This window comes from Mucilaginibacter sp. (assembly GCF_028288185.1).
Taxonomy (GTDB): domain Bacteria; phylum Bacteroidota; class Bacteroidia; order Sphingobacteriales; family Sphingobacteriaceae; genus Mucilaginibacter.
The window spans coordinates 58,128-80,137 of the sequence record NZ_JAQBOF010000025.1 but is presented as its reverse complement, the minus strand read 5'-3'; the positions used below and the strand labels follow the sequence as shown (position 1 = coordinate 80,137).

The 22,010-nt window shown below is 40.3% G+C and carries 16 protein-coding genes; 4 read left to right on the top strand and 12 right to left on the bottom strand.

Annotation, left to right across the window (positions count from 1 at the left end):
• Positions 1-17: 17 nt before the first annotated feature.
• The 5 genes from JWQ34_RS09940 to JWQ34_RS09920 all read right to left on the bottom strand — a co-directional run bounded on the left by JWQ34_RS09940 (position 18) and on the right by JWQ34_RS09920 (position 5,748).
• The gene (locus JWQ34_RS09940; protein ID WP_299357043.1) at positions 18-860 is read right to left on the bottom strand and encodes a DUF4292 domain-containing protein; all 843 of its coding nucleotides are present in this window, start codon (positions 858-860) and stop codon (positions 18-20) included.
• Positions 838-2,610 (bottom strand): tetratricopeptide repeat protein, encoded by a 1,773-nt coding sequence (locus JWQ34_RS09935; protein ID WP_299357041.1) that lies wholly within the window; start codon positions 2,608-2,610, stop codon positions 838-840. Before JWQ34_RS09935 ends, JWQ34_RS09940 begins: the two co-directional genes overlap by 23 nt.
• A gap of 27 nt (positions 2,611-2,637) precedes the next feature.
• Positions 2,638-4,122, bottom strand: a complete 1,485-nt coding sequence (locus JWQ34_RS09930) for an oligosaccharide flippase family protein (RefSeq protein ID WP_299357039.1) — start codon at positions 4,120-4,122, stop codon at positions 2,638-2,640.
• 75 nt (positions 4,123-4,197) lie between these two features.
• The gene (locus tag JWQ34_RS09925) at positions 4,198-4,482 is read right to left on the bottom strand and encodes an acylphosphatase (RefSeq protein WP_299357037.1); all 285 of its coding nucleotides are present in this window, start codon (positions 4,480-4,482) and stop codon (positions 4,198-4,200) included.
• A gap of 90 nt (positions 4,483-4,572) precedes the next feature.
• Positions 4,573-5,748 (bottom strand): amidohydrolase family protein, encoded by a 1,176-nt coding sequence (locus JWQ34_RS09920; RefSeq protein WP_299357035.1) that lies wholly within the window; start codon positions 5,746-5,748, stop codon positions 4,573-4,575.
• A gap of 131 nt (positions 5,749-5,879) precedes the next feature.
• Here JWQ34_RS09920 and rlmN point away from each other — a divergent pair, with 131 nt between their 5' ends.
• Complete coding sequence (gene rlmN / locus JWQ34_RS09915; RefSeq protein ID WP_299357140.1) at positions 5,880-6,929, top strand: 23S rRNA (adenine(2503)-C(2))-methyltransferase RlmN; 1,050 nt, start codon at positions 5,880-5,882, stop codon at positions 6,927-6,929.
• Between the two features lie 86 nt (positions 6,930-7,015).
• Positions 7,016-7,714, top strand: a complete 699-nt coding sequence (locus JWQ34_RS09910; protein WP_299357033.1) for a ComF family protein — start codon at positions 7,016-7,018, stop codon at positions 7,712-7,714.
• Positions 7,715-7,861: 147 nt separating this feature from the next.
• On the opposite strand, the gene JWQ34_RS09905 is transcribed toward JWQ34_RS09910, so the two are convergent.
• From JWQ34_RS09905 to JWQ34_RS09885, 5 genes are all read right to left on the bottom strand, one after another.
• Positions 7,862-10,987 carry a PAS domain-containing protein gene (locus JWQ34_RS09905; protein WP_299357031.1) on the bottom strand — a complete coding sequence of 1,042 codons (3,126 nt, stop codon included), beginning with the start codon at positions 10,985-10,987 and terminating at the stop codon, positions 7,862-7,864.
• Positions 10,988-11,002: 15 nt separating this feature from the next.
• Positions 11,003-12,277 (bottom strand): serine hydroxymethyltransferase, encoded by a 1,275-nt coding sequence (glyA, locus tag JWQ34_RS09900; RefSeq protein ID WP_299357028.1) that lies wholly within the window; start codon positions 12,275-12,277, stop codon positions 11,003-11,005.
• 213 nt (positions 12,278-12,490) lie between these two features.
• Positions 12,491-12,802: a HigA family addiction module antitoxin gene (locus JWQ34_RS09895; protein WP_299357026.1), complete on the bottom strand. Its 312-nt coding sequence runs from the start codon at positions 12,800-12,802 to the stop codon at positions 12,491-12,493.
• 14 nt (positions 12,803-12,816) lie between these two features.
• Positions 12,817-13,095 (bottom strand): type II toxin-antitoxin system RelE/ParE family toxin, encoded by a 279-nt coding sequence (locus JWQ34_RS09890; protein ID WP_299357024.1) that lies wholly within the window; start codon positions 13,093-13,095, stop codon positions 12,817-12,819.
• A 55-nt stretch (positions 13,096-13,150) separates the two neighbouring features.
• Positions 13,151-15,943 (bottom strand): prolyl oligopeptidase family serine peptidase, encoded by a 2,793-nt coding sequence (locus tag JWQ34_RS09885; protein ID WP_299357022.1) that lies wholly within the window; start codon positions 15,941-15,943, stop codon positions 13,151-13,153.
• Positions 15,944-16,378: 435 nt separating this feature from the next.
• On the opposite strand from JWQ34_RS09885, the gene JWQ34_RS09880 reads away from it, so the two are divergent.
• A complete protein-coding gene (locus JWQ34_RS09880) occupies positions 16,379-17,197 on the top strand; it encodes a DUF2971 domain-containing protein (RefSeq protein WP_299357020.1) in 819 nt (272 codons plus the stop codon).
• 229 nt (positions 17,198-17,426) lie between these two features.
• On the opposite strand, the gene JWQ34_RS09875 is transcribed toward JWQ34_RS09880, so the two are convergent.
• Entirely contained in the window at positions 17,427-18,176 is a 750-nt protein-coding gene (locus JWQ34_RS09875; RefSeq protein WP_299357019.1) for a segregation/condensation protein A, read from the bottom strand.
• A 138-nt stretch (positions 18,177-18,314) separates the two neighbouring features.
• Here JWQ34_RS09875 and dxs point away from each other — a divergent pair, with 138 nt between their 5' ends.
• Complete coding sequence (gene dxs / locus JWQ34_RS09870; protein WP_299357017.1) at positions 18,315-20,243, top strand: 1-deoxy-D-xylulose-5-phosphate synthase; 1,929 nt, start codon at positions 18,315-18,317, stop codon at positions 20,241-20,243.
• Positions 20,244-20,368: 125 nt separating this feature from the next.
• On the opposite strand, the gene JWQ34_RS09865 is transcribed toward dxs, so the two are convergent.
• Positions 20,369-21,994, bottom strand: coding sequence for a gliding motility protein RemB (locus tag JWQ34_RS09865; RefSeq protein WP_299357015.1), 1,626 nt, complete (start codon positions 21,992-21,994; stop codon positions 20,369-20,371).
• Between the last annotated feature and the right edge of the window lie 16 nt (positions 21,995-22,010).

Below are 22,010 nucleotides of genomic sequence, written 5' to 3'. Positions count from 1 at the left end.
TCCAAAAATATTAATTTTTAATTGGCCGGAGTGTATCTTTCCGGAATATTGAAAGGAAAATCTAACTGCTGATCAAAATCCACCTTGGTATAACGCAAATTAGCCTGTATTTTTTTTTCTTTTATAGTAGATAGAATATCTATTTGCGAAGGTATCAATCTATTAGTGGCTTGTATAAAATTACTGTTATTTACCAAAAGCGCTTGCCCCTCATTTATATTAGATAGGTTAAACTGCGTTACCCGCATATTGGTACCCAACATTAAGCTATACATTAATTCTTGCAAGTTGCCTGATAAAATAACATTACCCATATCGCTTTTTATGCTACTGTTTTCTGTCAACAACTCGGGCATGGCGTTACCTACCAATAAGCACTCGATAGTTTTATAATTAACCTGCCTGCTGGCGTATTGGTATATAAAGCTGAAAGGTTTTTTAAAGTAAAGGCCCTGTAATTTATTGATCACTTTAATGCTGTCGGGCGTAATTACCGCCCTTGCAACTTCTATACCCAACAGGGCTGTTATTGATACCCATATCTTTTTATCACGGCTTATGCGGATATTTAAAGTAACATCATTGCTGTTGCCATCAATATCCAATTTAGTAGTTGCCCGGCCAGCGAAGGTATCAAAGTTTACCTGGTGACTTTTTATTACAGCCAATTGGTTTTTTATTAAAGTTAGATCGGGCGGTGTGGTTGCTATTTTAACCGTGTTTACCACCTGGGGGCTGGATATAGTGGCATTAGTAGTTGTAGCAGCGCCGTTAGTTATTACTTTCTTTCGCGCCTTACAACTCACCATCGCCAACAGGCAGCAAATAATTAATAACCTATTCAATATATTTCTTTTCATTTATTTTACGATCTAAAACCGGCGAAGTAGCACCGTACTCTTTGGCCTTTTTCCAGTTTTGTACGGCTGCATCGGCATCGCCTAAATAAAACAATATGTCGCCATAATGTTCTGTTTGCACGGCGCTTTTATTTTTACCATCAGTTAACGCCTTTTCCATCCACGCTTTTGCCTCTTTATAATTTTTTTGTTTAAACAATATCCAGGCGTAGGTATCCTCAAACGATGCATTGTTTGCGTCCAGCTCATTAGCGTGTTTAGCCATTTGCGCTGCTTTATCTAACTGCTCGCCCCTTACTGATAAATAATACGCGTAATTATTTAACGTGTATTTGTTGTCGGCATTATAACTTAATGATTTATCGTACGAATCGTCAGAGCTTTTATTGTCCTGCATCGCATGGTAGCAATCGCCTATTTGCGAATAGCTTAATGATAACAATTCTTTATCCTGAAACTCCAGTGAGGTGGTATTTTTTAAATAGCTTACCGCTTTTTTATAATCTTTTTTCTGTGCCCAGGCAATGCCTACAAAGTAATTCATCCATCCCTGGTTAGGGAAGAATGACAACGCACTTTCACCATCACGGATCACGCCGTCCATATCATTATTATTTAGCTCAATACGCACCAAAGCCTCGCGCGTTTGGTATATCTGGCCGTTTAACTCGATTGAGCGTTGGTAGCTTGCTTTTGCTTCGTTATTTTTTTCGTTTTGCACCAGCACATCGCCATATAGCGCATAGGCTTTAGCTTCGTTAGGGTGTTTTTCAACTATTATCTTACTTAACTCTAGTGCGCTAAATAATGCCGCGGTGCGAACACCAGCTTCAGAAAACTTAGGGAAATACCCCATTACTATTCTAATTTTCTGATCAATATTTAAATCAGGATTAGCAAACGCTGCCTGTAGCTCTTTAAAACTTGCATCAATATTTTTCCGGTCACGATAAATATCAGCCAGGCCTAAATGTACCAGCGCATTGTTTGGGTCTACTGCTTTTGCTTTTTCTAATGTTTTAAAAGCTTTATCGGCATCTTTATTTGCCGTATAAATTTCGGCCAATAAAATGTAATATCTTACTTCGTTTGGGTTCTTTGCTATCATTTGCTCCAAGCCCGAGGCAGCCTTATCTACCTTACCCTGTTTTAAATAAATTTTTTGGCGATTGATGATCAGATCGTCTGTAGATCCACTTATCTGCTCTATTTGATCATATACCTTTAACGCCTCATCAAATTTATTCTGCAAAAAATAAGCGTTGGCTTTATCATAATAATAATCAACACGCTCGGGGTTGATCCTTATTAATTGGGTAAATACATTTTCAAGCTTAGCCAGATTATTTACATCATTGCTTTTCTCATAAACATCAGCAAGTGCCGACCAATACCACTGGTTATCAGGTTTAATAGTTACCGCTTTTTCAAGCAGTGGCTGTGCCTCTCCATATTTATTTTCGCGTTTTTTAATATTGGCCAATTCATAGAGCGATGCATCGTTTGTTGGATCGATAGTTAATATCTTGCCAAACAGATCGGCAGCCTGGGTATTGTTTTCAATCGTTTTTTCGCGCAAGGCCGAATAGAAAAGGGTCGCAACCGCATCGCTGTCAACCCCGGTTTTGGCTGGTTTTTGGCTTTGGGCATAAGTAGGCAGAATCAAGAAACAAGATGCAAGAATCAAGAAGCATTTTGCCTCCCAATTGCTCCCTTTAGCTCCCTTATTATTTGCAGATATTATATTCATTATAATCTTGATTCTTGGCTCTTAACTCTATCTGTTAAATATAGCTTTTAAATTTTTCCACTCAAAAAATAAAGCCGCTGTTCCAAAAAGTAATAACAACGCATTGCCTATAAATATATTACGATTAAACACATAGAATGATAAATAAACGAGTATAACCGATGAAATGATATAAGCAAGGTTCTTTTTTAGGTTGTATGGAATAGGATAATTTTTTTGCCCCCAAATGTAGGATAGAACCATCATGATAGTATAAGCTATAAGCGATGTCCACGCCGAAGCCATGTAACTGTATTTTGGTATAAATATTACATTTAATATAATAGTGGCAATGGCGCCTATACAGGAAATATATAACCCATAGCGGGTTTGGTCTGATAGTTTATACCATACCGATAAATTCATATAAACCCCCAGTGCTACATAGCCAAATAACAAAGGTGGCACAACATCAAGCCCTACCCAAAAGGCCCTGTTATTTACATAATACTTTAATATTTCAATATTAGCCACCACGCCTAAAAACATAACACACATGGTGATCACAAAATAATCCATAATGCGTGAATAGGTATAGCCCGCGTTTTTATTTTTGGCATGGCTAAAAAAGAAAGGCTCGGCCCCCATGCGGAACGCCTGATTGAACAAACTAGCGAATATAGATAACCGGGCACACGCCGAATAAACACCAACCTCATGCTCGCTTATATTTACCGGCAATAATTTTCCGAGTAATATTTTATCCAAATTTTCATTTACCAGGTATGATAAGTTGGCTATTAATATTGGCCCGCTATAAATAAGCATCTGCCTAAACATAACCTTATCAAACTTTAATTCAAGCTCAAATAATTCAGGTAACAACAGTAACAACGTAACAGCACTGGCCACCAAATTTGATAAAAACGCGTAAGCTACCCAGCCATGTATATACCAGTGTGATATCCACTCCCAACCATAAAGATTGTGTTTTAACCAGTAAGGTATTACTATAATAAAAACAACGTTTAGCAATACGGTTACTACAATGTTAATGACCTTGATAACACCGTATTTAACAGGTCTGCCATCGGCCCTTATTTTTGCGAAAGGGATAACACACCAGGCATCAAGCACCAGTATGGCTATAAAATATTTTATATATAGCTCGAACTCATTTTGTGGGATGTCTTTTCCAATTTTTATTAGCCCGGCCAGTGTATGCGTAAATGGAATAGTAAGTAATAAAAAACCAATAGATACTATAAATATTACCCAAAAGCCGTTGTTATAAACCTGTTTCTTTTTATCGGCAAACTTATTTAGATACCTAAAAAAAGTGGTTTCCATACCAAAAGCCAAAAATGCCTGGAAAATAGAGGCGTAGGCAAACATGGTACTAAAAATACTATAAACTTTAGGGAGATATACGTGAGTATATAATGGAGTAAGTAATGAGCTTAATAACCGTTGTACAATGGTGCTTAACCCATATATGGCAGTTTGCCCGGCAAATTTTTTAGCTGTTGACAATAGTTAGCGTATTATAATATCCAACTCAATATAGCGATGGATTAAAACCCATCGCTATATTGGGCTATATGCAGGTTATTTAAACAAACCTCTTTTTAATACTTCAAAATTACGATAGTTTTTTAATTCGCCCTCATTACTTTCAACAGTAGTTACTTCGGCATCCTGGGGCCCTTCGTGGCACCAGTCTAAAAACATTTCAAGCATGGTAGGTTCGCCTTCGGCTTCGATAATAACATCGCCATTGGCTTCATTCTTTATCGTTCCGCGTACGCCCAACTGGTCGGCAACGGCTTTGGTCGATGCTCGGTACAATACGCCCTGTACTTTGCCTTTAACTGTAATATCTAAATGCTTCATGTTAAGGCAAAATTAAAAATTAAAAAGTCAAAAAAGGGATGGTTATAGTTTCTAGTTATCACAAACGATAGTGAGAAATGACAGGCATGATTAGATAAGCCGCTTAACTTTAGTATCAGCAGTGATCTTCAAATCATCCAATCCGGTTATCAGGTTTAATCCCGGTGTTTTACCAACGTCTAAACTTCCTTTATATTTATCGATACCCAAATAGGTGGCGCCATTTATTGTAGCCCATTTTAATAATCTATCCATACTCAATGCCGGGAAATTTGCTTGCAGTGTGCGCATCTCGCTTAATATGCAAAGCTTATTGTTTGATGCCAGGCTATCGGTACCCAGGGTGATATTAAAGCCCTGATCTAAAAACAGATCAACCTTAGGTAACGCACCCTCTATATATAAATTAGCATGGGGGCAAAAGCACCAATGTATTTTACGGTCAAAGCGTTTAATGAAGTAAATGTCTTTTAAATTGGTGCAGGTATTATGCACCATCAAAATATCCTGCTTGCTGGTTAACAACGGTATTACCGATTGCAGCGAGTTACGCGCCTGGGGTTTAAAATAGCTTATATCAATACCAAAATGTGCGTAAAGGTCATTAAAGGCTCCTAATTTATAACGGTAAAATTTATTCTCGTCTTCGCACTCCTGGTTGTGTATACTGATCAGGTTTTTTACATTACTATCGCAATATTTTTTTAGCAGTTTAAATAATTCTTTTGATACCGAGTATGGCGCATGCGGTGTTACTGAGCAGGATTGAGGTTTAAATTCGGCCATTAATGCCAGCGCGTTATTAAAAACTTCCTCGGCCTTGTTCGGGGTAAAAGCAAATGTTTCAACAAATGTATGGTAGTATAATTTGCTGCTTGCTTTAAGGGCGACGGTTGCATTTGTGTTAGAAATATCGCCAACGGCAACAATACCGTTATCGTACATATCATTGTCAGCCTTTATGGCTGCGGCTTCAATTTGTTTAGGGTCAGAATTTCGTAGTTGTTGTGTATCCTTTATAAAATTCACCAAACCCCCGCTCCGGGGAATTTTACCATGCAGATGCGAAAGCTCAACATGGCAATGGGTATTAATAAATCCCGGACAAATTATACCATGCAGACGCTCAACGGATGCATTGGAGGCACCCGGAGGTAATTGGTCTGATACAGAAATGATCTTACCGTGATCATCAACAGCAATCACACCATCTTTAATTGGATCGGCACTAATGGGGAAAACGTAATCGGCTCTAAAAATTTTCATTCGTTATAACTTGCAAGTTGCCATCTCGTTCCCCCTTAATCCGTTAAATTAATACAATTAACTTTTAGTTATTGTTTTTAATTACCTGATTTAAAAAGATAGATTTTTAAATTTCGTACTTTTGCAGCGTGATTGCTGAAAAAGAGAAAATTGATATCCGTAGCCTGAGCCTGGAAAGCCTGCAAAAGCATTTTATCCAAATGGACGAAAAAAGCTTCAGGGCCAAACAAGTTTATGAATGGCTATGGAAAAAATCTTGCTTTTCGTTCGACGAGATGAGCAATATATCAAAAGAACTTCGCACCAAACTGGATAACAGTTTCGTTATTAATAATGTACAAATTAGTAACTCACAGTTTAGCGCTGATAAAACTATAAAAAATTCTTTCATTTTGCACGATAAGCATCTAATTGAAGGTGTTTTAATTCCAACCCCGGGCAGGATGACTGCTTGTGTATCATCGCAAGTAGGTTGCAGTCTTACCTGTAAATTTTGCGCTACCGGATATATGGAGCGTAAACGCAACCTAAATCCTGATGAAATTTATGACCAGGTTGTACTTATTGATAAGCAGGCCCGCGAAAATTATGGTATACCATTAAGCAACATTGTTTATATGGGTATGGGCGAGCCATTGTTGAATTATAAGAATGTTATGGACTCAATAGAGAAAATAACATCCGAAGAGGGCTTGAACATGGCTGCCAAACGCATCACGGTATCAACAGCCGGCATAGCCAAAATGATAAAGAAGCTGGGCGATGATGGTGTAAAATTTAATTTAGCCTTATCGCTACACGCCGCTAATGATGAGAAGCGCAATACCATTATGCCCATTAATGAGCAAAACTCGTTAAAAGCATTGGCCGAGGCCCTTAAATACTATTACGCCAAAACCAAAAACCCCGTAACTTACGAATACATTATTTTTGACGGCTTTAATGATAACATTGAAGATGCCGCCGAACTGGTCCAATTTTGCAAACACCTGCCCTGCAAAGTAAATATTATCGAATATAACCCCATATCGTTCGCATCCTATATTAACGCAGGCGAAGATAAAGTAGAAGCCTTTGCCGACTACCTGCGTAAAAATGGCGTAAACACTCACCTGCGCCGCAGCCGCGGTAAAGATATTGATGCTGCTTGTGGCCAATTGGCTATTAAAGAGGGCCAGTAAAGGATATTAAATAATATCGAACACCTTTTGTCATCTGAAAGCATTTAATATTTCTTTTTAAAAAGAAAACCAGCTACTTTAATGCCATGAAACTGCAAAGCAGCTACCTGGCCGATTTCTTATCACTATTTTTCCCGCAGCTTTGCCCGGCCTGTGGTACAGACCTTGTAGCTCACGAAAAAATAATTTGTATGGATTGCTTATACAACCTGCCATTAACCAATTCCCATTTACAGGCTGATAATATTGTAGCGCAGCAATTTTGGGGTAAGATAAATTTAGAAGGAGCTTATGCTTTATACTACTTTACCAAAGGCGGCAAAGTGCAAAACCTGATGCATCATTTTAAATATAAAGGTATGCCGCAAATAGGCAACCTGTTGGGAAACATCGCCGGAAGCCAGCTCCATAAAAACGAAAAATTTGTTGGGGTTGATTATATTATACCTGTCCCCTTACATAAAAGCAGGTTAAAAGAGCGTGGTTATAACCAAAGTGCTTGTTTTGCCGAAGGCCTTGCAGAAAAGCTAAACGCAGTTGTTGAAGAAAACAACCTGGTACGCACCCGTGCTACCCAAACACAAACACACCGATCGCGCTTTGCAAGGTTTGAAAATATGCAGGAAGTATTCGTAGTAAAAGATGCAGAAAAGTTACAAGACAAACATGTGTTACTGGTTGATGATATAGTAACCACCGGCTCAACGCTGGAAGCCTGCGCAATACCTCTCCTAAAAATACCGGGATTAAAACTAAGTATTGCTACGATAGCGTATGCGGAGTAAAAAGATTAGAGAATGAAGATTAAAGATTGGGCCTATCGTTCGCCTATCAAAGAAAAAGCCCTTACAAAATTTGAGGGCTTTTATATTTAATTGACAGGACTAATCTTCAATCTTTAATAACCAATCTTTAATAACCAATTTTTAAAGCTATTGCTTCTGATACCTGCTTAATTTATCGTACAAGATCTTCGGTTCGAATGGTTTTAGTATATAATCATTCATGCCGGCATTGCCTATATCGCCCATCTGGCTGTTTAACAGAGATGCTGTTAATGCTATAATAGGCAATTGTTTAAAGTACGGTTCGGGTTTGTTGCGGATGATCTGGGTAGCTTCTAAGCCGCCCATTTCTGGCATGTGGATATCCATTAATACAACATCGTACTTGTTGGTTTCAACTTTGTTCACTGCCTGAATGCCGTTTTCGGCAAAATCAATGGTAGCGCCCCATTTGGTTAAAATCTTGTTAATCAATAATCTGTTTATCTGATTATCATCTACAACAAGTACATGTATGTTTAATCCTGTTTCCACGTTATCGTTATTACTTTTTTTATTGTTTGTCTTATTAAATGTAACCGTAAACCAAAATGTCGAACCTTTTCCCGGTTCGCTATCAACGTTTATCCGCGAGTCGTGCAGCTCTATTAATCGTTTACTAATCGCCAAGCCTAATCCTGTACCGCCATATTTACGGGTGGTACTGGTATCGGCCTGTTTAAACGATTCAAATATCGTATTAAATTTATCACTTGCTATACCTATTCCTGTATCTGTTACAGAAAACCTCACCCTTACATTTTTTCGGGTCTGATCAATTACCTCAAGTTCAATATTTACACCACCCTTATCTGTAAATTTAACTGCGTTATTGGCTAAGTTAAGCAGTATTTGCCCCAGCCTGATACTATCTCCCATAATTATATCAGGCATGGCCGGATCAATTTGAGCAGTAAGGTATATATTTTTCTCTTTAGTTTTATATTGTAACGAACCGGTTATGCTTTGCACAGTTTCGCGCAGATTTACTTTCTCTTCTTCCAGCTCAATATTTCCTGTCTCAATTTTAGTAAAATCAAGCACATCATTAATCAGTATCAATAAATTATCTGCCGAAAATTTGAGCACATTCAGATTCTCTCTTTGAGTTTCTAACGGATTACCCTCGAGCAGTAAATGCGACATACCAATTACCGCGTTTAACGGTGTACGTATCTCATGGCTCATAATAGATATAAACATATCTTTGGCCCGGCTCAACTGTAATGCCTCTTCTTTTGCCTGCACAAGCTCCAGTTCAACCTTCTTTTTAGAGCTTATATCAATTACAACCTCGATGTATTTATCGACTTCGCCTTCTTTATTCAGAATAACCGAATTAATTACTGTTACCCAAATAGGTGTACCGTCTTTACGGTAGCCTAGCAGATCAACCTCAAATGATTTTTTATTTTTACTAAGTTCTCTGCCTTTTTCAATAATAGTTATATCCGTAAGTTCGCCTTGTAATATATCGCCCAGGTGCTTGTCTTTAACATCAGCAAAATTAAAACCGGTAATATTTTCGAAAGATTCATTTACCCACTCTATTTCTCCGGCGCTATTATTTATCACCACGCCACTGGTGGTATTACTTGCAACTAATGACAGTAACTTATGCTCGGCCTCCACTTTTTTACGTTCGGTAACATCCAACATGGTTGTTACCTGGCGCTCAACTTCGCCGGCATCATTAAATAACGGGCTGTTTGACATGGCTACCCATACCGGCGTTCTGTCTTTTTTATAAATTAATATTTCAGCGTCGTATGGCTTTTTCTCTTCAACAGCTTTAACCGCGTTTTGAAACACTTCCATATCGGTATCTTTACCGGTTAGGATGGTACCAAACCGTTTACCCTCCATTTCGGTAAGGGTATAGCCAGTGATCCTTTCCATAGCCTCATTCATCCAAATCACCACACCATCGGCATCACGGCTCAACATTCCGCTTGGCGATTTACGGGCAGCGAATGATAGAATTTCAAGATCCTTTTGCGCTGCTTTACGCGCAGTTATATCAGACATTAACCTTATATATTTTTCTACCTCTCCTTCTTCATTTTTAATAACCGAGGTTATCAATGATAACCATACCTCCTGCCCGTCTTTACGGGTTGCGTATACGTGTACCGAGTAGGATTGCTTGGTTTTTATAAAATCATTGTATTCTTCAATAGGATTATAATGGTCTGTTTTGCCTACAAGTACATCCCTAAGCCGCTTATCAGCTACGTCCTGGTGATTAAATCCCGTTATTTTTTCAAACGCATCGTTTGTCCAGATTACATGATCATTAGCATCACTTACCGCTACGCCATTTATCATTTTACTGGCCACCAGCGATAATTGCTCCAACTCTGCCACCAGGTTTTTTTGATAGGTGATATCGCGCCCGCTGGCATACCATTTTTCGCCTTTATAAATACCGCACCAACCTATCCATTTTTCTTTACCATCCAGGCTTATGGTATGGGTTTCAAGGGTAAACGACTCGCCAGTCGTCATTGCTTTTTCAATTAATGGCACAAATTGGTCGCGAGGAGTATTGCCGACCACAAAGCTCCATAATGATTTGCCAATAGCTTGCTGCGGATCATAACCCAAAATGGTCCTTACTGATTTATTGATGAGCTCGATATTTGAATCTTTATCAGCAATAAAATGTATTTCGGGCGAGGTATCAAATAAGTTAAAAAACTCTTTATGAGCTTCGAGCGATTGTTGGAGTTCGCTTTTTTGTTTCCGTAATAAAAGGCGTGACATTACCTCATCAGCAAGCGTACGCAAAGCATCACGCTGCTCGAAAGTAAGCTTACGTGGTACAGTATCAATAACACACAACGATCCTAAACGATTTCCATCGGGATCAATAAGTGGCGCCCCGGCATAGAATCGTAATTGCGTATCGCCGGTAACAAAAGGGTTATCTTTAAAAAGATCGTCCTCTGCAGCGTTATTAACTTCTAAAATATCATCATTAAGGATAGTGTAATTGCAAAATGCGTCAGCGCGCGATGTTTGGGTGGTATCCAAACCAACTATTGATTTAAACCATTGTCTGTCGGTATCAATTAATGATATCACGGCTACGGGCACCTGGCATATATAGGAGGCCAGGCGGGTAATGGCGTCATACTCCTTCTCGGGCAACGTATCCAGTACATTATATGAACTAAGCGCGTTTAAGCGCTTAGTTTCAGTATCAGAAGTGACTGGTTGCTCGTGAATCATTTATTACTTTTATTGCTACTCTTTATACAACGGAAATTTCTCCGTTAACTTATGCACCTTTTTACGAACCCTATCTAAAGAATGTTCATTTTCCGGATCTTTTATTACTTCATCTATCAGGTCCACAATAGCTTCCATTTGTTTCTCTTTCATCCCCCTCGTAGTTACAGCTGCTGTACCTATGCGTATGCCTGAAGTTATAAATGGCGACTTATCATCGTAAGGTACCATATTTTTATTAATAGTTATGTCTGCTTTTACCAAAGCGTTCTCGGCAGCCTTACCTGTTACATTTTTATTTCTCAGATCTATCAATACCAAATGGTTATCTGTACCGCCTGATACTATCTCATATCCTCTGTCTGTAAATGCTTTTGCAATTGCCGCGCCATTTTTCTTAACTTGAAGGATATACTTCATATAGCTGTCAGAAAGTGCTTCGCCAAACGCAATTGCCTTAGCTGCAATAATATGCTCTAATGGGCCGCCTTGTGTACCAGGGAAAACGGCCATATCCAACAAATTCGACATCATTCTTACTTCGCCTTTTGGGGTTTTTAATCCCCATGGGTTTTCAAAATCTTTACCCATCATAATTAAACCACCACGCGGGCCACGTAAAGTTTTGTGGGTAGTAGTACTAACTATATGACAATGCGGCAACGGATCGGTCAACAAGCCTCGGGCTATTAAACCGGCAGGGTGCGAAATATCAGCCAATACCAAAGCGCCAATTTTATCGGCCACTTTACGGATAAAAGCATAATCCCAATCGCGCGAGTAAGCAGATGCGCCGCAGATGATCATCTTTGGTTTTTCTTTTAGCGCTACTTTCTCCAGCTGCTCATAATCAACATAACCTGTTTCTTTTTTAACCCCATAAAAATGCGGCTCATACAATTTACCAGAAAAATTCACCGCCGAGCCATGTGTTAAATGTCCGCCATGCGACAGATCAAATCCCAATATTTTATCGCCGGGTTGTAAACAGGCCAGCATAACTGCCGCGTTTGCCTGCGCCCCGGAGTGTGGTTGTACGTTAACCCACTCGGCATTAAACAATTGCTTGGCACGTTCAATAGCTATGGTTTCTATCTCATCAACTATCTGGCAGCCGCCATAATAGCGTTTGCCCGGTAAGCCTTCGGCATATTTGTTGGTTGCAACAGATCCTGCGGCTTCCATAACTTGCTTGCTTACAAAGTTTTCTGAGGCTATAAGCTCTAATCCTTCTTCCTGGCGCTGTTGTTCTTCATCTAACAGCTTAAATATTAGTTTATCTCTTTTCATTGTGATGTTTAAAATCGCGGCTAAGTTAACAAGATTGGTTGATTAGTTAATTAGAGATTAGTTAATTAGTTGGATATGTGAGTAATTTGGAGTTACTAACATTTGCGGGGCTGTTTTAGTGAAGGAGCATTTTTAGCGGTTGACAATTATGTCACCAATAAGCAGGAAATTATATTATGTATGCTTTTATTTTCTTCCAGAAGTAGAAGTTAACTAGGCAACCTGCGGGTGCCAAAATACTTTAACCTGTTTAACATCTACATTTTTCCTCGCTTTAGCCAGATCATAGTTTTCTTGGGCGTGCAGCCAAAATTCGGGAGTAGTATTAAATCCCTGGCTTAATCGCAATGCCATTTCGGGACTAATACTTTGTTTACCGTTAATAATTGCCGACAAAGTCTTCCTGGTTGTACCTAACCCAATAGCAACCTGTTCAACAGTTAGTTTTTTGCCGGTTTCTTCTTGTAAGCCACTTAGCGTTTCTCTTATTAATTCGCCCGGGTGGGCTGGGTCAAACATATACATTTCTAATCCTCCTGTTAATGATAATCTAAATAATCTACCTCATGCGCATCTTCGGCAATAAATTGAAATATGATCCTGAAGTTTTTGCCCACTTTAACAGCCCAAAAACCTTTAAACTCTCCTGTTAATTGGTGCAAACCATAACCGGGTATATTCATATCACCAATAGATTTGGCCGCCTGCAAACGTGTTAAAATAAGTCTAATTTTACTTATATGCTGCGGTTGCAATTTAGATGCATCACCTTTTTCAAAGTATAGCCGCAGGCCTTTATGACGTATGTTTACAATCATTTAAACAAATGTAACGCGAAACGTGTCAGGTAGCAAATTTATTTTATTTTATCGCTTACTTACTCAACTCAAACCCCCAATCCTTACCCTTGTCTATTGCAGGGACACCTTTAGCCATCCATTCTGGCATTGGGGCCCCTTTTAAAAAGTGGTCAAAAAACTGCTGTTCGCGTATAGAAATGTCTTTACGGTTTTGGCGCTGCACCAGGTTATGGGCCTCGCCATTATACATCAGCAGCCAAACAGGTTTGTTAAGGCGGCGCAGGGCGGTAAACATTTCAATCCCCTGGTAATACGGTACAGCACCATCGGCATCATTGCTCATTATAGCAACCGGCGTATGCACGTTTGGCAAATGGAACAACGGCGAGTTCTCTACATACAGTTCAGGATGTGTCCAAAGGCTGGCCCCTATACGGCTTTGCCCATGCTCATATTGCGACTGGCGGTTATTACCACTCTCCCAACGAATACCGCCGTAAGCCGAGGTCATATTAACAACCGGCGCACCGGCCCAGGCCGCCGCATACATATTAGTGGCGGTAATTAAATAAGCCACCTGGTAACCGCCCCAGCTTTGGCCTTGTATGCCTAAGTGCTTACCATCAACCCATGGGTTTTTCTTTAATGCCTCAACGCCCGAGTTTACATACTCGACTGCTGATTTGCCGGGATGTCCGCTTTCATAACTAATATCAGGCGTAAAAACCAAATAGCCATTACTTACAAAAAATGAGATAGGTAGCCTTGATGGTGTAGGCGCCGGGGCCTGGTAATTGTATAGCGTTTCTGATACCTTTTCATAGAAATAAGATATCATAGGGTACTTTTTCTTCGGATCAAAATTCTCCGGCTTAAATAGTATACCGGTACCCGGGTGGCCGTGTGGTGTTGTCCAATGCACCAGTTCGGCGGTACCCCAGTTGTAATTGGCTTGCTGCGGATTGATGGCGCTAAGGCGTGTTTCTTTTTTTAGATCGGTTGATACATACAAATCCGGCGAATGTTCATAGTTGCCCTTGGTGTAAATATACTCATCAGCATTTTTTGCTTTTTGCAGGGTACTGTAAGCATAAGGCGCCATAATCACTTTCTCAGGATTAGCGGTGCTGTTTAGCGTCTTTTTATAATAACCCCATTGTTTGTTCTTTTCGTTTTGAGTGATTAGCCAAAGCATTTTGTTTGGTGCGAGGGCACGCTCATCAGGGTCGACAATTTTATAGCGGAAGATCAATTTATTTGTACGGCCCACGTTGTTGGTCAAGTTTGTGGCCGCGCCTGTTGCAGGGTTTATCTTCCAGATATCATATCTATCATAAATCAATACACTTTTATCGCCCTGCTCCCAGCCTGCTAAGCCGTATGGCGAGGGATCATCAGGCGTATCATTATCCTCTTCGCCCATTTTGGTTTTAATGAATGCGGTAAGGTTTGTTTTTTTGCCGGTGGCGATGGCATAGCTCTGCCAGTTTTGCATTTTACTATCAAACCACACTACGTAACCACCATCTGGCGAAATGCTGTAACGGGCCTTTAAACGCGGATTGATGAGCTTACGCTCCCCTGTTTGGGTATTGATCAAAAACGCTTGCTCACGCGACCCGCCTTCCCATTGCGACTGTACACGCGCGCCGGTATCTGTTACGCCCAACACATAAATACCTTTATTATTTTCGGGAACACTAACATTCTGAATAGCCTCATCGCCCAACTGTATCATTTTATTATCCGTAGCCGGATGCACAACTGCCAGGTAATTGCGGCGCAGATCGCGCGGCAGGTTATGTAATTGCTGCGACTGTAAATAATCTTCCTTATAGTTCCATATATCCAATTTGGCTACTTCAAAATCAACTATGGTGGTATCAACAGGCTTAGGTATTGGCGCGGTGCCGAAGAATAAGCTGTTACCATCTTTACTAAAGTTGATTCGGCCGCTCTCTGCTACCGCCCATTTAGCCGGCATCCCTGCCGACTGTGGCGCTGCCACTATCTTAGCGCTATCTGCATTGGTATTGTAATAGTAAAGGCTGTAGGGTTTGATTTTTACTTTTTCCGGAGCTTTCTCGGCGGCAAAGGCTAGTTGTTTGCCTGCATCGTCAAATACCAGGTTACGGTAGTTGCCCCGGCCCGTGCTTATTGGTTTGATCTCGTTCTTTTCAATATCATATATAAACACACCTGCTTTTACATTTTTAGCGCCACGCGGGGCTACAACCGAGAACGCCAGTAACGTACCGTTCTTGTTCAACTGGTAATCGTTAACATATTTAAAGGTGCGGGTTTTGCCTGTTGCCATTTGCCTTACGGTAAGCTCGGATGCGGGCAGACTGGCTGTTGCCTTGGCCGTATCAGCTGGTTTTTTGGTGACAGCGGCGCTGCTATCCGCAGGTATTAAATAGGCCAGCACCGGGGCATCTTCGGCAATTTTAAAGGTGCGTACCGCGGGTATCTTTTCTATGCCGTTTTTACCAAGGGCTATTATGCCTAAAGTATCTTTTGGGAATTCGGCAGGTTTTTTCTTTTTGATCTTTAGCTGGCGTACCTCGTGATAAAAAGGTTTGATCATTAATACGGCATATTTCGAGTCGGATGTGAACCTGGCCGTATCTGCACGGGCGATGCTGGTTTTGGTAGTCAGCGCTGCATCGGTTATTACCAGTTCGGCATCGGCAGCTTGTGGTTTTATGGTATAGAGTACCCATTTACCATCGTTGCTGATGCGTTCGCCGGCTATGCTTTGCCAGCCATCGTAAACCGAATGGTCTAACGGTTTTTTATTGATTTTTTGTGCCGATGCGGTTACAACAGCAAAGAGAACAATAGCGGAGATCAGTATTTTTTTCATTATTAGCGTTTGAAGCCTAAATATGGCGAAAATTTATCTCATCAGGCAGTTTAGGGGCGCTTGTCACTAATAAATTACGGATGAGGGGAGTCAAGACACTAACCGTATATCTATCCACCCGTCATTGATACAACTGTTCCGTTCTCTTAGTGGCGGAACAAAATGAAATTAGCGGAACAGTTAGCCCCCCAACCTCACCACCACGTCATTGCGAGGAACGAAGCAATCTCTACACTTGCTAATCAATTACCTGTATGGTGGTATAGGCACAAGTAGCCTTTTCGCACATGTTTACCCGACATACTTGCGCCAGCTTGAGGGCCGCATACTCGCGCCAGATGGGGGTACGCCTGCTTTTGGCTTACGCAGCAAACTTGCGCCAGCATGGGGGATTTAATTAAATAATGTGTAATTTGATGTATTCAATTGTATTTAATGAACGGACAGGTTTACAATAAAGGAGAAATGAAAATTGAAGGTATGCCTACCATTTTATATAAATATAGAATGTGGAAAGAACCTTGTTCGGAACATCAATATCAAAGGCGAGTTTTGACAGAAAATGAAGTATTTCTGGCTTCTCCTAAACAATTCAATGATCCATTTGATTGTTCTCTTCCTTTTAGATACAAAGAAGAAGAGTTAAATCCCGGAAATATTTATTTGAAATTGAGGGAGATAGCAAAACGCAACTGGCCAAATCTCTCTAATGAGCAAATAGAAGAAAAGTGCTTTATAAAACAATCGTCAGGTGTATTTGATAGCGCTGATTATTGGAAGGATTTCTATCCATATTTTGTCGAAAACATTGCTAACGAATATGGAATTTTATCTTTATCAACAAAATGTGATGACTTATTGATGTGGTCTCACTACGCAGATTCCCATAATGGATTCTGTGTTGGATTAGATACTCAATTATTATTTGACACCATTGGGGGAGCTCTCGCCGAGGTTATTTATTCCGATAAATTTCCTGAACTCGGGATGTTTGACGAACCATTAGTTAACACATTACGTTTGCTAAATACAAAATCAATGCATTGGAGCTATGAAAATGAATTTAGGTTGAGAAAAAGCAATTCAGCTAGAACCATACATCGGATTCCGGATGCATGTATAAAAGAAATTATATTAGGTTGTAAAATGAGTAGAGAAATCAAAACAGAGATACACAACATTCACGATGAAAAGTTTTCTCAAGCTAAAATATATGAAGCAGAAATCAATTTAAATGAATTTAACTTAATTTAAATCCCATCCTAAAATTCAAAATCCCTTCTGCGTAGCAAAAGTCTAGCCGGAGTATGTGGGTTATCTCCCCGCTGGCGTAAGTATGTCGGGCGGGATTGCGGTTAAAGGCTACTTGTGCCTACACCAATATACCGGTTGCTGAATATCCGCAGTAGAGATTGCTTCGTTCCTCGCAATGACGCGCGGGGGGATATGGGCAATGACGCATGGAGAGAAAAGCAACCAATTATTACTCCCCACCCCTTGCCGAGATCCAAAAATTATTATACCCCAACCCTATTTGTATATCTATCAGCTCCTGTTGCAGCATCTCCAGTACGGCCAAAAAGTTATATACAAAATGCACCCTGTTCTCTGATTCTTTAGCTATGGCTTTAAAATCCATCATTTTGTTGAGGCGCAGCAGGTCGTCTATGGCTTTCTTCTGTTTTTCGATGGTGTATGGGTATTGCGTTACGGTATGTGTAACCTCTTCGCTGCGGGTGTTGTAGTTGCGCATCAGGCGACTGTAAACCATCATCAGCTTATATAAACTTACATCAGATAGCTCTTCGCCGGGGGTAGCTACACGTTCGGCTTGCTCCAGGTCGTATTGGATATTGCCACGGCGCTCCTGTTTAAGGCGTTCCTCCTCTAACGGGCGAATCTCTTCGCATAGCTCTTTAAACTTTTTGTATTCTATCAGCTTGCGTATCAGTTCTTCTTTGGTGTCTACTTCGCTTTCACCATTTTCGGCATCATGGCGGGGCAGCAGCATTTTGGCTTTTATGCGCATCAGCGTAGCTGCAACAAAAATAAACTCGCTGGCCAGCTCAATATTTAAGCTCACCATTTGATGTATGTAGTTTAAAAAATCATCGGTAATGCGGGCAATAGGGATATCGTGGATCTCCAGCTCATCGCGCTCAATAAAAAACAGCAGCAGGTCAAACGGACCTTCAAACTGGGGTAATTTTATTTCAAAGCTTTCTTGCTCCATATCTACCGGTAAAAATACACCTTATTGATTTTAAACAAATTAAAAAATGCAATATCAAACAAATATTACTGCTAAATGTCCTTATTTTATTAATTAAACTTACTTACTTTGTAAGTTATTATTCGCACACAAATATCAATGCAAGTAAAAGCAGGTGACTTATTAGAAAAAATTTACTATCCGTCTGATTTAAAGAAGCTTAGTGAAAACGAACTTGAACAGGTTTGCCAGGAGCTGCGTCAGTATATTATTGATGTAGTATCGGTAAACGGCGGACATTTTGCCGCCAGTTTGGGTGTTGTTGAGCTAACCGTTGCCTTGCACTATATTTTAAACACGCCTTACGACCAATTGGTATGGGACGTTGGCCACCAGGCTTACGGCCATAAAATATTAACGGGCCGCCGCGAAATGTTTGATACCAATCGTTTATACGGTGGCATCAGTGGGTTCCCAAAACGGTCTGAGAGCGAATATGATACTTTTGGTGTCGGGCACTCATCAACCTCCATATCAGCAGCGCTGGGCATGGCGGTGGCATCGCAATACAAAGGCGAAACCGACAGGCAGCACGTAGCCGTTATTGGCGATGGCTCTATAACCGCGGGTATGGCCTTTGAGGCATTGAACCATGCCGGTATTGAAAACTCAAACCTGCTGGTTATACTTAACGACAACAATATGGCTATTGACCCTAATGTTGGCGCGTTAAAAGATTACTTAACTTCTATAACTACCTCTAAGCCCTATAATCGTTTCAGGGATGATATTGCTGCCGTGCTGGCTAAAATATCGTCAATAGGCCCTGACGCGTATAACATGGTACAAAAAATAGAGAAAAGCATAAAAGGCACCCTGCTTAAACGCAGTAACTTTTTCGAAGCCTTAAAATTCAGGTACTTTGGCCCTATTGACGGGCACGATGTAAAAAACATGGTTAAGGTTCTGCGCGATCTGCGTGACATACCAGGGCCGAAGCTTTTACATTGCATTACCACTAAAGGTAAAGGCTACGCCCTGGCCGAAAAGGACCAAACCAAATGGCACGCCCCCGGCTTATTTGATAAGATAACCGGCGAGATCAAAAAAACAAAACATGACAAGCCGCAACCGCCTAAATACCAGGATGTATTTGGCCATAGCATAATTGAACTGGCCGAAGCCAACTCAAAAATAATGGGTATTACGCCGGCAATGCCATCGGGCTGCTCGCTTAACCTAATGATGAAGGCCATGCCTAACCGCGCGTTTGATGTGGGCATTGCCGAGCAGCATGCGGTAACATTTTCTGCCGGATTGGCTACGCAAGGATTAGTTCCGTTTTGTAACATATACTCCAGCTTTATGCAACGGGCGTATGACCAGGTGATACATGATGTTGCCATACAAAAATTAAACGTGGTGTTTTGCTTAGACCGTGCCGGCATAGCCGGTGCAGACGGCCCAACGCACCACGGCGCTTACGATCTGGCTTATATGCGTTGCATACCCAACATGACGGTATCGGCACCAATGAATGAGGAAGAACTGCGCAATCTGATGTTTACCGCGCAACAGGATAATATGGGCCCGTTTGTAATAAGGTACCCGCGCGGACAAGGTGTTATGGTTGATTGGCAGCGACCTTTTAAAGCCATACCGGTTGGCAAGGGCCGCAAAATTTGCGATGGTGAAGAAGTAGCCTTGTTAACTATAGGCCATATAGGTAATGAAGCCGTAAAAGCTACTGCGGAATTAAATGCCGAAGGCTATTACCCCGCACATTATGATATCCGCTTTGTAAAACCACTGGACGAAGCTCTATTGCACGAAGTATTTAAAAAATACAGCAAAGTAATTACAGTTGAAGATGGTTGTATAGAAGGCGGAATGGGCAGCGCTGTTTTAGAATTTATGGCCGATAATAACTACAAAGCGCAAGTAATACGCCTGGGTATCCCCGACCGTATAATTGAGCATGGCGAGCAACCAGAACTTTGGGCCGAATGTGGTTATGATGCCAAAGGAATTACTACACAAGTTAAAAGCATAGCATTAAAGCAGAATACGCATACGATTGCTAGTTAGAGATTAGTTAATTGGTTATTAGAGATTAGGCCTGGCATGGGTAAATAAAAAAGGGCGATGAAGTTGAAATTCATCGCCCTTTTTATTAATTTGTATATCCAAAAAAAGCTCTAATCTCTCTAAAATTAATGTGTTTTATAGCTAGCTAAATCTGTATATAGTGTACGGAATGAGCTGCGCAGGCCGATAGTTATCATGGTGGTTTTATCAGTGAACTGCGTATTTTTTTCCATCCTATACAAACCGCCTAACTCAATACGTAAATTATATTTAGGGTTAAGCATATAAGCTACCTTGCCTTCAACGTACGCCATCTTAGTGGTTAGGCCCTGCCCGATGTAGTTACCAAGTTGGCTAGCAGGAATACTATAAAGTTGATAAGGATCTTTACCATAGTTAAGGCCATTGATATCTAATCCGTAATAACCATAATCAACCTCACCACTAAAATCAAATCTTTTGTAGCTGTAATTTAGCAAACCAACAATCTCTCTAAAATTAGCCCCAAAAGGGTGTGCCAATGGTTCTTCCTGCTCGGCGTAATTATTTATATCATTATTTTGTTCAGAGTAAGTATATGGTGTAGCACTATTATACTCTACCAAATAATTCAATGCCTTTACTTTAAACAGATTGGCTCCCTTAATACCTAACTGGAAACTGTATTTATTTCTATAACTTCCGTCACCGGAAAAAAAGCTTTTGGACTCAAATTCATCTAAAACAAACTGGCCATAGGTTGTAATGCCGTCTGATATTTTGTATTTACCGGTAAAACCTATTACCGCATTACCCGGCGAACCATTTGAGGCATCAACCGGCCTTAAAAAAATAACAGGGGTAGCGTATGAAAAATCAAATCCACGGTTATTTCCTGTCGAGGGGTCTATTTTAGGCCATACTATGGCATCAAAGAAACCTAACGAAAGCCTGTTGCTAACGTTCCAATCTAAATAATGAAATACGGCCCATTTATTTCTGGGCCCAATTGCAAATTGCGAAGGTCGGTCATTTGGTGCAACCATATAGGCATACATAACCATATACTGTACGTTACCCAAGGTACCTGTAAGCTTTAAAAATGGATAACTGGATGCGAAGTCAGATAGCAACTCAGACCGATAGCCATCGCCTATAAAGGTTTTGTCCTGCCCTGCTGTAATATTTAAATATTTTATGGGCGTATACGATACGATACCTGTTACGTCTGACCAATCTTTGGTGCGTTTCGTTCCAAAAGTACGATCATAAGCCTGGCCCGGCACCACGCCAACCTGATTAATATATGTTGTTAAATATTCTGGGAAAACAGCTTGATTTTCAAACCCGTTTGTGTAGAAATAAAACTTTTTACCAATAGTACCACCTAACTGATAGCCACGTGTATTTAACCAGGTATTTCTGTTTCCGCTAAAATCTTTTCCGATAGTAAGATCAGGCAGGTAATCGCCAAAAAAAGTATACTCTGGTGTTTTTACATCAAATAAATGCTCATTAAACAATTTGCGATGTGCCCAACTATGATGGCCGGCAATGTCAACCCCAACATTCATCAGTGAATCATATCGATGTTGTAAAACACTGTCAATTATATATGATTTTAACGAACTGTGTAACCGCGTTTTTGTTGAGTAAACATCCTCATTAAGTTTTTGATAGAACTGATAAGAATAAGGTTGGTATTGAGCTTGAGCTATACCAACCTTAACAAATAATAAAAGCAATATTAAACTGCTTAATAATTTTTTCATGTAGAAAGATTTTGTA

Excerpts from the sequence above, each read along its gene's own strand:
- JWQ34_RS09940 (WP_299357043.1), bottom strand. The coding sequence starts at position 860 with ATGAAAAGAAATATATTGAATAGGTTATTAATTATTTGCTGCCTGTTG.
- JWQ34_RS09935 (WP_299357041.1), bottom strand. The coding sequence starts at position 2,610 with ATGAATATAATATCTGCAAATAATAAGGGAGCTAAAGGGAGCAATTGG.
- JWQ34_RS09925 (WP_299357037.1), bottom strand. The coding sequence starts at position 4,482 with ATGAAGCATTTAGATATTACAGTTAAAGGCAAAGTACAGGGCGTATTG.
- JWQ34_RS09920 (WP_299357035.1), bottom strand. The coding sequence starts at position 5,748 with ATGAAAATTTTTAGAGCCGATTACGTTTTCCCCATTAGTGCCGATCCA.
- JWQ34_RS09910 (WP_299357033.1), top strand. The coding sequence starts at position 7,016 with ATGAAACTGCAAAGCAGCTACCTGGCCGATTTCTTATCACTATTTTTC.
- JWQ34_RS09905 (WP_299357031.1), bottom strand. The coding sequence starts at position 10,987 with ATGATTCACGAGCAACCAGTCACTTCTGATACTGAAACTAAGCGCTTA.
- glyA (WP_299357028.1), bottom strand. The coding sequence starts at position 12,277 with ATGAAAAGAGATAAACTAATATTTAAGCTGTTAGATGAAGAACAACAG.
- JWQ34_RS09895 (WP_299357026.1), bottom strand. The coding sequence starts at position 12,802 with ATGTATATGTTTGACCCAGCCCACCCGGGCGAATTAATAAGAGAAACG.
- JWQ34_RS09890 (WP_299357024.1), bottom strand. The coding sequence starts at position 13,095 with ATGATTGTAAACATACGTCATAAAGGCCTGCGGCTATACTTTGAAAAA.
- JWQ34_RS09885 (WP_299357022.1), bottom strand. The coding sequence starts at position 15,943 with ATGAAAAAAATACTGATCTCCGCTATTGTTCTCTTTGCTGTTGTAACC.
- JWQ34_RS09880 (WP_299357020.1), top strand. The coding sequence starts at position 16,379 with ATGAACGGACAGGTTTACAATAAAGGAGAAATGAAAATTGAAGGTATG.
- JWQ34_RS09875 (WP_299357019.1), bottom strand. The coding sequence starts at position 18,176 with ATGGAGCAAGAAAGCTTTGAAATAAAATTACCCCAGTTTGAAGGTCCG.
- dxs (WP_299357017.1), top strand. The coding sequence starts at position 18,315 with ATGCAAGTAAAAGCAGGTGACTTATTAGAAAAAATTTACTATCCGTCT.
- JWQ34_RS09865 (WP_299357015.1), bottom strand. The coding sequence starts at position 21,994 with ATGAAAAAATTATTAAGCAGTTTAATATTGCTTTTATTATTTGTTAAG.